This is a genomic window from Bacillus sp. FJAT-26390 (assembly GCF_001682865.1).
Taxonomy (GTDB): domain Bacteria; phylum Bacillota; class Bacilli; order Paenibacillales; family Paenibacillaceae; genus Pristimantibacillus.
Genome location: NZ_MAQX01000003.1, coordinates 48,828 through 63,325, shown reverse-complemented (window position 1 = coordinate 63,325; position 14,498 = coordinate 48,828). Strand labels below are relative to the sequence as shown.

The following is a 14,498-nucleotide window of genomic DNA, read 5'->3' as shown; positions in this document are numbered from 1 at the left end:
ACCTTGGGTTTTTCGTTCAGGACTTTGAGACGTTCCCATTGATATGTATCGAGTTGTATACAATCAATTAGCTATGTCACTAGCGCTTGTATATGCTATAATGATTATTGTTGTGGCACTGTAGCTCAGTGGATAGAACATCTGTTTCTATACCGGTGTTGGACGTTCGAGTTGCTTCGAGCCCGCCATTCATAAGAATCCACAGAACCGCGTCTTTGCGCGGTTATTTTTTATATGCAAATCGCAGCCAGCCAATCGAAGGGAATTAATGATTATATGCTTTCGACCACTTTTTTAACCAGAAATGCTCTTCTGTTGTGGAAACTATTCTTCGCACTAAAGCTAATTGCGAATCTCGCGGTAACAGGGATCGTCTATTATCACACATCGACTGCTTTCTTCTGGAGACTTAGCTTTATCGGTCTTTCGATAGCCGTTTTTTTGTTTGTTCGATTTCTTTTACCAAAAGCCAATTCACACAAGAACGTATTGATCCGAGTCCTGATTCTTGATTTTCTGGTTTCGGCAGCTTACGGCTACGTCTTTATCGGTGGACAAGTTCCTAATCAGCTACTAGTTGGCATAACAGCGTTGGCTATTCTTATGTTACAGAAGAACTTCCGATCCCTCGTCTTCACTTGCGTGACGCTTCTCTTAGTCTACCTGGCGATCATGATCGCCATTGATTTGCACTTATACAATCGACTGGACGCGATCAGTTACTTTATAACCTGCTCCTTTATTCTTTTTGCCAGCATCGTGTCCGTATTGCTTCAATTCTACCAACGCGCTCGCCAGGATGTTCTTCACTTGTACACGCATTTGAAGGAAACCCACGAGAGTCTACAGGAATATGCTCTACAGGCGGAAGAATTAGGAGCTGCCAGGGAGAGGGTCACGATCGCGCGGGAGCTCCATGATTCGGTGGGGCATCAATTAACGGGACTGATCGTGCAGATGCAAGCAGCCCGCAAGCTTAGACTAGTGGGTCCAGAACAGAGCGAAAGGATCTATGCGGAATGCGAGGAATTGCTGCGATCTTCCTTGCAAGAGATTCGGTTAGCGGTACGAACTATACGGGACGAGCCTGTGCAATCGACGTTTCTGCCTGAGTGTCTGAAGAAACTGTCGGAAGAATTCACAAAGTACGCGGAGGTCGAGACACGGTTTTACCTGAAGGGTGATCCGGTTCCGCTACCGGGCGATCTTCAGCTGACAGCATACCGCATCGCCCAAGAGTCGCTAACGAACGCGAAGAAGCATGGACGGGCCAATAGAGCCTCCATCGAACTGGTCTACGATACGGGGCAGATTTCGATGTTGATAAGCAACGATGGGGTGCTGCCTGGTAAGTTGAAGCCAGGCTTCGGCTTATTGAACATGCAAGAAAGAGTAAAGGAATGGTGCGGCGCGGTTTCTTTCGGAGAGAAAGGAAATAAGGACTTTGCTGTGAAAGTGAGTCTTCCGTATCCAGTACTAGCCATGGAGGCGGAACAATGAGAATTCTCGTGGTGGACGATCAGAGGCTCATGCGCGAAGGGTTGGCAACGATTTTGAATTTGGAGCCGGATATGGAGGTAGTCGGTACAGCTGCGGACGGGAGAGATGCTTATGCCAAAGTGATAGAGTGGCGTCCCGATGCAGTGTTAATGGATATCCGGATGCCGGGAATGGATGGTGTGGAAGCCTCAGCGCTCATCCTTAAGCACTTTCCGGAGACCAAAATACTTATCCTGACCACGTTTGACGACGAGGAGCTTATCCTGCAGGCATTGGATCAAGGGGTGCACGGCTATCTGCTCAAGGATATGCCCTCCGAGGCGATAGTCAGTGCGATTTACGCCATCTGCAATGGAGGAACGGTTCTTCAGCCCGAGATTACGTCGATGCTGCTGAAAGGTCTGAACAAGGAGCCGGCCGGAAGCCCGAGGCAAATCCCTTCTTTTTTGAAAAATGACAACGAAGAACTCGCCAGATTAACCGAACAAGAGAAGAAAGTGCTGGCCTTACTTGCCGATGGCTTGAACAATAAAGAGATCGCTAGTGTTCTTTATATTACGGAAGGGACGGCCAAGAACCATTTGTCTAGCGTGATGGCGAAGCTCGGGTTACGCGATCGAACGCAGGCGGCAATATTTGCGGTTCGCAGGCTCCCTTAAAGCAATAACATTACTTTTGGCATAGAGCCTAACCTTTAATCATGACCGTTCGCACATTTGCGTAGGCGCTGTCCTTGCTACAATCATAGTATGTCGGAATAAGACCGACGTATGATGGACAAGAGGAGGAACAAGCGCTATGAGAGAGGACTTTGTATTCGATGTATTGAACGACCAATACACCAAACTTCTGGAGTTTGCGGAGAGATGCCCGGTGGACGCGCGGAATAAGGTGCCAGATGGTTTCAACAATACGATTCACTGGCATGTAGGACACGTGCTTGTCTCCACAGAGTTTCATATTTTGTATTTATCCGGCAATATACAAGCGTTGACGCTCCCGTCGGAATACATGGCTTATTTCGGATACGGCACGAAACCTTCGGATTGGCTGGACGAACCTCCGTTATGGGAAGCGTTGATCGAACAACTTAAGGCACAGCCTTTGCAACTGCGGGGATGGCTGCAGGAAAAGCTCGAACAACCTGTGAAGGAAAACTTCTTCAAAGCCGAAACGATAGGAGAACTGGTCGTCTCCACGACTCTTCATGCCTCCTACCATGTGGGCAATATCTCCGCCATGTTGAAAGCATTGAAGTAGAGCACTCCTATGAGATTAAGAGTAAACCAATGGCGATTCTCTATTCAAAACAAACTGTTGTTCATAACCCTTCCCATACTCGTCGTAACGATGTTGACGATAGCTGCCATGAGCCTATGGGTCACGGCACGTGAGAGCGATATGCAAATGAGGGCGAACCTGCGTAACACGGTCAAAATAGCTTCAGAGGTCATGTTGGCGTTCGAGGATTCAGCGACGAAAGGATCGCTCGACAGGGAAGCCGCAAAGGAGCAAGTGAAGCAGCTACTTCTCGGTCCCAAGCAAGCCGACGGATCGAGGACCATCAATACGAATATCGATCTCGGGAAGCACGGTTACTTCTTTATACTTAACGATAAAGGCGATTTGCTGGCGCATCCTTCGCTGGAGGGACGAAACCTCTATGATCAGCAGACGAGCGACGGCTTCTATCATATTCGGGATATGCTTAGTAAGAGCGGACAACCGGACGGTGGCTTCACCGTCTACAAATGGCCTCTGCCTGATAATTCTGCAGAGGCCATGAAAATTGCTTACTCACTGAAAGATCCGAATTGGGGATGGACCCTCGTGGCAGGATCGTACATTCAAGACTACAAGGCGGGGCAAAAACGTATCGTGCAAGGTACGTTGTATACACTAGTCGGCTGCCTCGTGGCCGGCGCCGTCGTTATTATTCTGTTTGCCATGCGGCTCTCCAAGCCAATTGTATTGTTGACCCGCCAGGTCAAGAAGATCGCGGATGGCGATCTATCGCCGAACGATAGTGAAGTCATTCGAAGTCGGGACGAAATCGGCGACCTGTTCATCTCATTCTCTATGATGCGGGACAGTCTACGAATTATGACTCAGGGGCTGCTTGATCATGCCGCCTCCTTGTCATCAGCCTCGCGTGACCTTTCCGCGACTTTCTTGGAGACGACGGAAGCGACGGACAGCATCTCCACCTCCGCGCAGGAAGTCGCTACGAGCAACGATACGCAAAAGAGGAGCCTGCGGGAAAGCACGCTCGCCATGGAGGAATTGGCGGAGGATGCGCAGCGCATAGCCGCTTCCTCTTCGCTGGCTCATGAGGCTTCACTAACCACATTAGTCCATGCGGAACAGGGCAACGAGTTCATCATTCGATCTTCGGAGCAGATGGGGGCGATAACTTCCACCGTGGAGGACCTGTCGTCCATAGTCAGCCGTCTCGCCGAGAGATCACGTAACATTGGAGAGATTGCCGAAGCGATGGCCGAGTTGTCCGCGCAGACGAATTTGTTGTCACTGAACGCATCTATCGAAGCGGCGAGGGCCGGTGATCAGGGCAAAGGCTTCGCCGTCGTCGCCGGCGAGGTGAAAAAGCTGGCGGAGCGCTCTCAACGATCCGCCATGCAGGTCGCGGAGCTGATCGGCGATACACGTGGAGATATCGAAACCGCCGTTGCGGTCATGGACAAGGGGGAGCGCGAGGTAACTGTCGGAGCGGACCTCATCCAACAATCCGGCGAAGCGTTCAATCGAATCCTGTTAGCCACGCGCGGCGCCGTACACCATGTGCGTCAGACCTCTTCGGCGTCTGAACAGATCTCCGCGAGCTCGCAGGAATTTACCGCGTCATTGCTGGGAATCGACCATATGGCGGAGCGTTCCAACGATCTGGCACAGGGAATTTCTACGGCCGCCGCGCAACATTTCGCTGCCATGGAGGAAATCTCGGCCTCGGCCGACTCAATGAACCGAATCTCCGAGGACATGCTTCGAATGGTTCAACGGTTTAGGTTGTGAAGGGAGAGGGAGACACGTTATGATCATGATAATGGGAATCGGAGGTTTTGTTCATGAGCACGAGACTATACTTGACACGCCATGGCGAGACGGAATGGAATGTGGTCCATCGCATGCAAGGGGAAATGGACTCCCCCTTAACGGAGCTAGGCGCACATCAGGCTGAGAGTTTAAAAGCAGTATTGGATACAGTGCATATAGACGTGATTTATTCAAGTCCGAGTCCAAGGGCGATGCGAACCGCAGAGATCTTGCGAGGAGAAAGAGAAATTCCTCTGACATCATCCGAATCACTTATGGAGATGAGATTCGGGATATGGGAAGGACACATCCATTCGGAGGTTCAAGCCCATTACCCCAAGCAATGGGATCTTTTCTGGAATAACCCGGAGGAGTTCGCAATCGCAAATAGCGAGACGTATGCAGAAGTGCGAACGAGAGCGTTGAATCTGATCAATGAGATCATTCGGAAACACTCTGGGAAGACGTTGCTTATTGTTACACATACCATCGTCATCAAGCTTCTCATGGCACATTTTCAGGGAACTGACTTGAAGCAACTATGGAAATCGACCGAAATTCAACCTGCCAGCCTGTCGAGAGTCGACATCTTGGGCCAAACGGCCAAGATCGTCCTTCATGGGGACACCAGTCACTATCCACTCCCGTAGGGTTGCGGCGCGACCAGTTGATCACCAACCTCTAGCGTTGCTACAACATGGGTTTCGATCGGCTAAAGCATTAATAAGTTGCATACAAGTCGATAATTGATAACTTGTATTCGGGTACAGCGCGACAGATCCAGTTGTTTGTCGTCTCTTCAAATATCACGGTCATTGACTAAGAAAAAAACATACACGCCTCGCAATCGCGGTGCGTATATGTTTTTTGTCCATTCAAACGTTCTATCCGTTTCAGCAACTCCAAAGTATACAATCCAGTTGAATGCGTAATGCTTCCAAAGATGCTGGGCGAGCCATACGCCGCCCATCGGCCACATAGCCCATGAGGCATCGCCCGCTCCATTGCCGCCCGCTGGCGTCGTGTGTCCCCATATATCCGTATTGTGATGTGCCACCCATCCGCGGGCTCCATAATAATCACTGGCCGTTTGTTTGCCGGTAACGGCAAGCTTACCGATGAAATCGAGCAACGGATCATGGCATTCGGACAGATTAGCTGTCTCCACGGACCAATAATTCATCTGCGCATTGATATTTAGCGTCCAGTTGCTGCTCCATGGAGCACGGGTATAAGCGTTCCAAATGCCTTGCAAATTCGCAGGCAGCGTGCCAGGTCGTGAGCTTGCGATCAACAGATATCGCCCGTATTGAAACAAGAGCTCGATAAGCGACGGATCGCTTGCTCCGTAAGTCTCCATATGTTCACCGACAGGCATTGTATTCGGCTTCGTCTTGCTACCTAGATCAAGCTTTACCCTGTCGTAGAGCGAACGATGGTCTGCAATATGGCGGCTGCGAGCCTCGTCGTACGACCGAAGCAACGCGCCTTCTAGATAAGCGAGCGCGGTCGCTCCCGCATCTTTGCCTTGGCTGTGTCCTGCCCGTTATAGCTAGTTGCCCCACTGAAGTACAAGGTTATGCGCGTAGCTCCTGTAGCATGAATACCGGCCGCATCGACGTTCAACATTCCGCCATCCACCTCGGCATGCAGATATCCTGAGAAGCACATTGCTTCCGAAGTTTCGTCCCCGTAAACGATTGGATGATCGACTTCATGGTAGTTAGGCGAAACATGCTCCGGCGCAAGTCCCCGCAGAACGAACTTCCCATTATCCACCGCAACCGAATGCCTCAAGGCGCTGTCCAGACGGGCACGAACATCTAGCGCCCCCGGCACGCTGGCCTCTAGCCGTACGATCAGCACTTGATCCGGATGCGAAACGAACATTTCGCGGGTATACACGATATTGCCGATTCTATATTCGACGCGAACAAGGGCATTCTCTAAATCCAACGAACGGCTGTAATCGTGGTGCAGATCTCCGTGCCCGAAGGTCAGGTGCAGGTCGCCGAACGGCAAATAGGATTGCGTGTACGGGCCCATCATCTCCTTGCAGGTGATATCGGCTTCTGCATATCGCCCTTCTCTCACAAGCTCCCTTACTTTGGAAAGCACCTCTATTGCGTGCCCATTGCTCCCTTTCTTCGGCATCCCTGACCATAACGTATGCTCGTTGAGCCCGATTCTGTCGCGTTCTACTCCGCCGAATGCCATGGCGCCGATGCGCCCGTTGCCAAGAGGCAGCGCTTCCGTCCATACGGAAGCCGGTTTGTTATATTGATGTTTCGTTTAACACCTCTGTTATTTGTAGTCCCACCGCTGCTTGCACCGAATAATAAATTATTTAATAGCACCAAGCGAATTATTAAAAATATCCACATCGGTGCAAGCCGTCAATCGGATGCCCTCATTCACCTCCGTTATACATTCGAAGCCGGACACCGTCATGAGCACATTGTTTCTGATGCGCAGCGTGTGGGCGCTCTTGGCGTCCAAAAGCCGTGCTTGCGACATAAGGAAGAGATTGTCCTCGATCCGAATATTGCGGTGGACCGGCGATTCTGGATCGATCTCCACGTTCTCCGGCACAATGGCTATAACCGCCAGTTCGCCGCTTCCGCATTCAATGAACCCGTTCTCCTGAATCAGTAGATCCTCCACCCGACCGGATTCGTACCACGACGCCGCATCGTCTGCGACAAGTATGGCGCTCATCCGCATCCGCTCGAATACGTTGCGCGCGATGACCGTCCGCTTTCGCGTCGTCGCCAGTACCCCCCGCGTCGGAATGCGGGCGAAATAGTTGTCCGTGATTTCCACTTCCGGTGTCCATGTTGCATTCTCAACGGCATCTCCCTCCTCAATGCCCTCCGGTAGATTCGCTTCCAAGGTAAGCAGCATCACACGAGGCTCGATCAGCTTCGCATCCGTTACCCGGGTGCTGCCCGAGGATACAAGCGAACGCTTCTTGATCCATTCGATGTCGTCGCCTGCATGGAAGGCTTTGAAGCCGTATGTTTGCGGATGCATGAACCGAACCAGAACCTGATTGGCGGACGGAAACCCAACAATGCGTAGATGCGTGCCGTGCACGTTGATGGCATCGTCATGAGCACCGACAAAACGGCTGTTCGTAATGAAGATCCGGCCCTTACAGCCGGACAGGTGCACGAAATCCGCAAACGCCGCCACGGTCCGGCCCGTCTCCGGACGCGGAGACATGTCGAGTCGGTTGAAGCTCAGATTGTCGCTGAACTGGCCTACAATGCCAAGTCCATGCATGAAATGGACGCCAATGCGTTCCAGACGAATGTCGCGGCTTCTGTGTATGAACGCTCCCACTTGGTCGCGGATACCGTCCCGTGCCTGCAGAATCCAGCCTTCGGCAATATCGGGCAACAGCTCGTAGTGAAGCCTGATCCTCCCCGGATTCAGCTCTTCGGCGCGTAGGGCTTGCATGAACACGTTATCGATTCGCCAAGTCGAATTGCTCGCTTTATCAAAGATTTGCATGGGACCGTCCCGAAAGCTCCAGCCATCCCCGACCCAAAATAGCAAACCATCCCTAATCTCATATCGGGAGTCTGAATGTACACTAATGTCCAAGTAGGTGCCGGTATCCGCATTCGCCGCCGTCTTCTCCACTTTCATCTCCACGACTGTCGGCCAGGCGTAATCGAACTTCAGATTGCAAATCTCGATGCGCTCACAATCGTCGATCACGAGCATGGTCATTTTCCCGTGGAATAGGAAGAGCGCGCCGCCGCCGTCGAGCACGAAATCGTTCAGACCTTTCAAGCAGATCCCTATCGTCTTAACCGGATTCGGATTTTCTGCTTCGCTAGCCGTATTAGACACATAATAGACGGATCTTTCGGCGAAATCGGTATAAAAATCATACCGTCCCGGTTCTACGACGAGCGTCACAGCCGTCCCGCTTATCCGCGAGGCCGCTTCAATCGCGCGTTTCATCGCAGGCACGGCGTCTTCTCCCGAGTCCGGCTTGCCGCCAAACTGTGCAAATTCAAGTTTCACCATACTGCTGTCATTTACGCTTGCTACTGCCATACAACCTCCCTCTCCTCACACCAACAACAGAACTTCCTATCTATTTATATTAATTCCAATATCACTGGAACATGTGGCTCAAGCTTGATCCGAATCGATCTGTCCTCGGCGGTATAATCATCATAGAGTTCGCGGCCGTCTTTCGTTAGGCGATAGGCTTGATACTTCATCCCTTGCCAAGTCCGCGGAAGTGTCCATGCTCGTTCGCTCCCATGCCTGCTGTATGCATATATCCGATTATCTATCGGGATGAAACGGTCGTCGTTGTCTGCGATCACAAGATCTCCCCAGGTAACCGCGAGGCGATTCGCCCCTTTGTCCGCCATCATCGTCACGCCGTCGCCGAACCGCATCATAACGGTGTGCTCGTCCTCGCGCATTTCGACCATTTCCCTAGCCAAATAAAAGCGATAAAGCATCGATCCCAAATAGAGGATATCCACGATTTGATTCCAATTTGAATCAAAGGAGGCCGATTTTACCATTTCACCTTCGAGACGGGTAGGCTCGCCTCGGTACAAAATATCCGCATCGATCGAAGCGCCTTTGCCCCATGCGATTGCGTTCATGTCCACGCTGCCTCCGCCGACGATTTTCCCGTGATACATCTGGGACGGGGAGAAATGCCAATATGCGCTGAATACGCCCGCATCCTCGATTGGCATGCCGTTTTGGCCTTCCGTGGATACGTCGATCCCTCTTTCTTTGAAATACGCGATAATCGGTTTCATTCCGCAGACAAGCTCTTCCATGGGACCGATATATCCGTCGCCGTCCCAGCTTGCATTCGTGTTGCGGAATGCATCCAGATGCACCGTCCGCTCCACGGGCACGAGCTTAAGAAATTCGTCCAGTCGAGCAAACGCATGACCGCTCTCCACATCCTTCGAATGCGAAATGTGGTACACCCGCTGATCCAAGTCCAACCAGACGCGTGCCGCGCCGTCCGGATCGCGGCTCAAAATATCCGGATTCCAGTCCGGCGAATCGTCATAAGCATCGTCAACGTTTATGTGATAACTGACCGTGCATGCGTATTCCTTCTTAGCCGTTTGAACTAGCTCCGCCAACTCTTCGCCCGCTCTGTCCGGATTTACGGCCAGCTTCGGATTAATTCGGTTCAGCGACGGATACCCTGTATCGTGGCCGTCAAATTGCCAGCCGACCAAGTAAACGATTTGGGGAATCCCACCGGTAATATGGTGAACTTGACGTATAATGTCCAGCGTTTCCCGGAAAGTTGTAAGAACGCCTCGTTTTCTCTCAGCGCAAAACACCTTGTACCAGATCGCTTCCTTGTAGATCGGGTTCGCATCCGGAAACTGTCGATTCAGCCACAACTGGTAGTCGCATTCGTCCGCCTTGCCGTCGCCGTTGCCGTCCGTCAAAAAAACGATGCTCATCTCAAGAGGCTCCATCGCTTGTCCACGCACGCGGTATTGGTACGTATTCGGAGAAATGGCGTACGCATCCGACCGCTCCGAGTAATGGCCGCCGCCCGACGCTTTGCTAAGAAGAGGAATAACCGGATAGTTGGTATGCACGAAGCAACAAAGCTCGCCATTGAACAAACAGGAATGCATCGTCGGTACGTCATGGCGGTCGGGAACGGCATAGCCAATTTTATCCTTGATCTGCTTTCGATCGTACAATCCTCTGCCCCCGCCGGGTATCAGCTTCCAGCTTTTCGGATGAATTTCTGTCCGGGCATAAGAGAAGCCACTGTTCGTGCATGCAAGCAAGGGCTGATCAATCCAATCGATCCGCTCCAACCATTGCTCGGTATCTTCTTTCACTTGCAGATGCACGGATACTTCGTTTTGCTCCAGACGGAAGATGACCGATAGTCTCAAATCGTTGCTTTTTAATTTCATGTCGTAAGAAACAACTGACCGCTCGGGAAGCTGTCTGGCCTCAATCTCCCACTCTTCCCACGACTTCACGCTTCCGTTCAAGGCCCATTTTCCTTCCGGACCACTTCCGTTCATCCCGATTCCGGTATCCTTGTGTGCGTATCGCCTGATCCCCGGCCAATCGTACAACCCCACCAATAAATGATCATTCTCCAATAGAAACATGCCATGGCCTCCCGCCCAATGACCAAGGAGAGGAACGCATCAAGCCCGCCGCCCCTCTCCTTGGTCACATCAATGTCGATACTTGTTTTATTTTGCTATATTGTCGGCATACTGCTTCGTATATTCTGCCTCCAGCTTGGCAATCCCGAGCTCTTCCGACTTGTCCAGAACAAAGCTGAAGACGGATTCGAACTCTTCTTCGGATTCCGCGAAAACGAGCTTTGGCAAATAGTCGCTTCTCAGCGTATTTATTTTCGCCTCTATGACGCCAAGCTCGCTTGCGCTGTCGATGACAAAATTGAATTCAGGGAAAAACTTCATCTTCGGAGCCATTAATTGATCATAAGCCAGTTTCTCCTGATCTTGCGGATTCCAGAATACGGTATTCGAAACGGCCCAATTCGCCACCAGCATAATCGGCTCGCCGAGCCCAGCCTGTTTCCACGTGCCGCCCCAATCCTTGTTCAACGCATCGTTGAATCCAGTTGTAAATGTCGGTTTGCCTTGCGGGAAATAGTTGTTCACCGTCGATTTGTCATAGTAGAAGTGCGGTCCGTTCTCCAAATCTTTGAACGCCTCTACTCCCGTCCCCTCCACGCCGAAGAAAAAGTCGGCCTGACCTTCTTTGGAGGCCGCATATTCCAATAATTTCATCGTACGCTCCGGATTTTTATTGCTTTTCGGAATGACAAGCGCCATCCATCCTTTCGGAATGGTCGGATACATATAGCTCGAGAAGGGGGACAGCATTTCAAAGCTGGTGTCCGGATTATCCTTTGGAGGCGTGTTGTTTTTCGCTGCCGAGTTCAACGCCGATACGATCACGTCGCCTGCCGCCACCTTTTGCGCGGTAACTTCTCCGGTATTAACAAATGATTCCTTTGTCAGCAATCCCTTGCCGGCCATCTTGAAGGCGAACTTCACCATTTCTTTCCACTGCGGATCTTTGATTTTATGTTGGACGGTCTCTCCGTTTAAATAATAGTCCGCGATTCCGAATTGAGGTAGGAACCAGCCCAGATCGTTCGAATGCTGCCCCTTGTCGCCCAGGTAAGGAATTTTGTCGGGATGATTTTTAGCCATTTGCTCAAGCGCGGCCAAAAATTTGTCCGGGCTTGAAGTGTCAGGACGGCCGATCTCATCGTAATAATCTTTGCGGACGACGAATTGCGGCAGCCAGACCGGCGCCAGACCGGCGTTTAGTTTCGCTTCATCCAAATACTTTGTCGTTTGATAGCCAGAAATGAGCTTATAGGTTTTGCCGTCTTCTTCCTTGAAATTGGCGAGCAGCTCCTCGCCGTACTGCTCGTTCAGGATGCTACGCAGGTTAGGTGCATACTGCTCGATCAACTCATCCAGAGAATACAAATAATTGCCTTCGACCAATTGCTGAAGCATCTTGTTTCCTCTGTCAACGACCATAATGTCCGGCAAGCTGTTGCTTGCGATCATGAGCGAAATATCTTTGCCGTCGCCGTCGTCTTGTACAGGCTTCTTGACATTAAAGCTGATTCCGGTCTTTTCTGTAATCCTCTTCGCTCCCGCACCGGTCCAATCGCTGTACCAAGCCCGATCGGAATACAAATCAAGTGTCAACGGTGAATCGCTGGCTTGCCCATTGTCCGCGGGCGGTTCGGCCGATGTTTCCGGCGTTGCGCCGCCGTTGTTATTGTTTGCGCATCCCGCGAACACGGAGATTAACAGACTGACAATCAGCAACGCGGACAAGCTTCTTAACGATCTTTTCATTGAAAACGTCCTCCCCTGATTTTTTCTATATATCATAGGCTTGCCGAAGACAATCCTTCGATACCGCAACTAAGCTTTGATAGCTCCAACCATCATACCCTGCACAAAATACTTCTGTATGAAAGGATAGACGAGCGTAATCGGTAAAATAGTAACGATTAATGTTGCGTATTTGATAGCCAGCAATGTCGATAACGGATCCAACCGCATATTGGGCGGCAAGTTCTGCATATTGTCTATAATGGCCGTGTCGGACAACATGCGCACGATAATCGTAGGCAGCGTCCATAGCTCCTGATTAGAAACAAAGTAAGCGGAACTAAACCAATCGTTCCAATGATTAACCGCGACAAACAAGGAAACGGTAGCCAGCACCGGCTTGGAGAGCGGGAGAATGATTCGCATGAAAATGTAAAAGTCGCCTCCGCCGTCCACTTTGGCCGATTCCTCCAGCTCATTCGGCATCTGCCGGAAAAAGGCCATAAACAGTAGCGCATTGAATATATTGAACATCGCCGGAATGATGTACACCCAGAAGGAATTAAGAAGATGCAGCTTTTGCAGCAGAAGATAGGTTGGAATTAAGCCGCCGCTTACGTACATAGTAACCAGTCCAACCAAGGAATACACCTTTCTAAACAGCAGCCGCTCCTTTGATAGCGCATAGGCGCCTATTGCCGTAAACAGCACGCCGGTTAGTGTGCCGAGCAAAGTACGGGCTACCGTGACGAGAAAAGAATGGAGCAGCTGCTCGTCTTGAAAAATGACGCTATAGTTGGACCATGTAAATTGTCTCGGGAACAGATATAGCTGGCCGCTGGCCGCATCGACTGGATCATTTAAAGAATAGATGAGCAAGTAATAAAGCGGATAAAAGGTCGCCAGAAAAGCAATAATGCCAATGATTATGACGGTAACGTTCACAACCTTATCTTCCAGCGTTAGCTTAATGGATGAACGCATCGCAGTCACTCCCATGCAGTAGAATTAAAACAATCGGTTGCCGGATACTTTGCCGGAAAACCAGTTAGCGAACAATACAAGAACCAGAGACAAGACGGCCTGGAACGAACTGACGGCCGTAGCATATGAATACCGGGTGAGTTCGAGCCCCATTTGCAGGGAATAATATTCGATTACGTACGACGTTTCTTTGTTAAACGAATTGCCGAGCAAGATAGAATGATCGAGATTTCCGCTGAACAAGGTGCCAATCTTCAGAATGAATAAAATGGCGAATAACGGAACGAGATTGGGCAGCGTTATATGGATCATCTTTTTGATTCGGCCTGCCCCGTCCATCGTAGCCGCCTCATAGAGATCCGGATTAATGCCGGCGATGGCTGCCAAGAATATAATGGCGCTCCAGCCCGTCTCCTTCCAAATACTAACGAGCGTGGAGAGCGGCCGGAACAGTCCGGGCTCCGTCCAAAACTCAATTGGATGCTGGATCATCTCCAGCAACAGCAGCGATTGATTAACCAATCCTTTGTTGTCGAGCAAAATAATCCACATGGACGCAACCATTGCAAAGGAAATAAAATGGGGCAAGTAGCTTGTCGTTTGCACGAGCTTTTTAAACCGCAAAAACGGAATTTCATGGATTAGCAACGCGAACAGCAACGGCACTGGAAAGACCACCAACAAATATAGCAGGCTCAAAATGACCGTGTTTCGCATCGCCATATAAAAATTCGGGTCCGAAAACATCTCCGCGAAATTTTTAAATCCGACAAATTCGCTCCCTGTAAATCCGGACGTGATCTTGAAGTCCTGAAAAGCGATTATATTGCCCGCGAGCGGAATATAAGCGAATATAACGAGAAACAGTATGCATGGTAAAATCATCATTTGCAGTGTAATTTGAGATTTAAATAGGTTCCAAGTTCGATTATTCCTTCGTTTCCTTGCTGCTTCCAGCTCCATCATTGCGCGTTCCCCTCCTGTAAAAAGAATACTATGAGTTCTCCGAGCTGCCTATGAGACAAGTCTAAGCTTTACTGATACAAAACCAATCAATCGGATTTTCATCATTTCTAAAAAAAACGC

At 50.5% G+C, this 14,498-nt stretch carries 11 protein-coding genes and 1 pseudogene; 5 read left to right on the top strand and 7 right to left on the bottom strand.

The window, feature by feature from the left end:
* Positions 1-315: 315 nt before the first annotated feature.
* The 5 genes from A7975_RS09635 (at position 316) to A7975_RS09615 (ending at position 5,201) form a co-directional block, all read left to right on the top strand.
* Positions 316-1,500 carry a sensor histidine kinase gene (locus A7975_RS09635; RefSeq protein ID WP_255314246.1) on the top strand — a complete coding sequence of 395 codons (1,185 nt, stop codon included), beginning with the start codon at positions 316-318 and terminating at the stop codon, positions 1,498-1,500.
* On the top strand, positions 1,497-2,159 hold the full coding sequence (locus A7975_RS09630) for a response regulator (RefSeq protein WP_065385050.1): 663 nt from the start codon (positions 1,497-1,499) through the stop codon (positions 2,157-2,159). Before A7975_RS09635 ends, A7975_RS09630 begins: the two co-directional genes overlap by 4 nt.
* Before the next feature lie 139 nt (positions 2,160-2,298).
* Complete coding sequence (locus tag A7975_RS09625; RefSeq protein ID WP_065385049.1) at positions 2,299-2,760, top strand: DinB family protein; 462 nt, start codon at positions 2,299-2,301, stop codon at positions 2,758-2,760.
* A gap of 9 nt (positions 2,761-2,769) precedes the next feature.
* Complete coding sequence (locus tag A7975_RS09620) at positions 2,770-4,530, top strand: methyl-accepting chemotaxis protein (protein WP_082198117.1); 1,761 nt, start codon at positions 2,770-2,772, stop codon at positions 4,528-4,530.
* A 53-nt stretch (positions 4,531-4,583) separates the two neighbouring features.
* The gene (locus tag A7975_RS09615; RefSeq protein WP_065385047.1) at positions 4,584-5,201 is read left to right on the top strand and encodes a histidine phosphatase family protein; all 618 of its coding nucleotides are present in this window, start codon (positions 4,584-4,586) and stop codon (positions 5,199-5,201) included.
* 149 nt (positions 5,202-5,350) lie between these two features.
* On the opposite strand, the gene A7975_RS09610 is transcribed toward A7975_RS09615, so the two are convergent.
* From A7975_RS09610 to A7975_RS09580, 7 genes and pseudogenes are all read right to left on the bottom strand, one after another.
* Positions 5,351-6,034 (bottom strand): glycosyl hydrolase family 95 catalytic domain-containing protein, encoded by a 684-nt coding sequence (locus tag A7975_RS09610; RefSeq protein ID WP_065385046.1) that lies wholly within the window; start codon positions 6,032-6,034, stop codon positions 5,351-5,353.
* An 8-nt stretch (positions 6,035-6,042) separates the two neighbouring features.
* Positions 6,043-6,822: pseudogene (locus tag A7975_RS09605) on the bottom strand (glycoside hydrolase family 95 protein); the annotation flags it as partial.
* A gap of 72 nt (positions 6,823-6,894) precedes the next feature.
* Entirely contained in the window at positions 6,895-8,622 is a 1,728-nt protein-coding gene (locus A7975_RS09600) for an alpha-1,3-galactosidase-related protein (protein WP_082198115.1), read from the bottom strand.
* A 44-nt stretch (positions 8,623-8,666) separates the two neighbouring features.
* Entirely contained in the window at positions 8,667-10,700 is a 2,034-nt protein-coding gene (locus A7975_RS09595) for an endo-alpha-N-acetylgalactosaminidase family protein (RefSeq protein ID WP_065385044.1), read from the bottom strand.
* Between the two features lie 87 nt (positions 10,701-10,787).
* Positions 10,788-12,449, bottom strand: coding sequence for an extracellular solute-binding protein (locus A7975_RS09590; protein WP_065385043.1), 1,662 nt, complete (start codon positions 12,447-12,449; stop codon positions 10,788-10,790).
* 69 nt (positions 12,450-12,518) lie between these two features.
* On the bottom strand, positions 12,519-13,412 hold the full coding sequence (locus A7975_RS09585; protein WP_065385042.1) for a carbohydrate ABC transporter permease: 894 nt from the start codon (positions 13,410-13,412) through the stop codon (positions 12,519-12,521).
* 24 nt (positions 13,413-13,436) lie between these two features.
* Positions 13,437-14,378, bottom strand: coding sequence for an ABC transporter permease (locus tag A7975_RS09580; protein WP_065385041.1), 942 nt, complete (start codon positions 14,376-14,378; stop codon positions 13,437-13,439).
* Positions 14,379-14,498 lie beyond the last annotated feature (120 nt).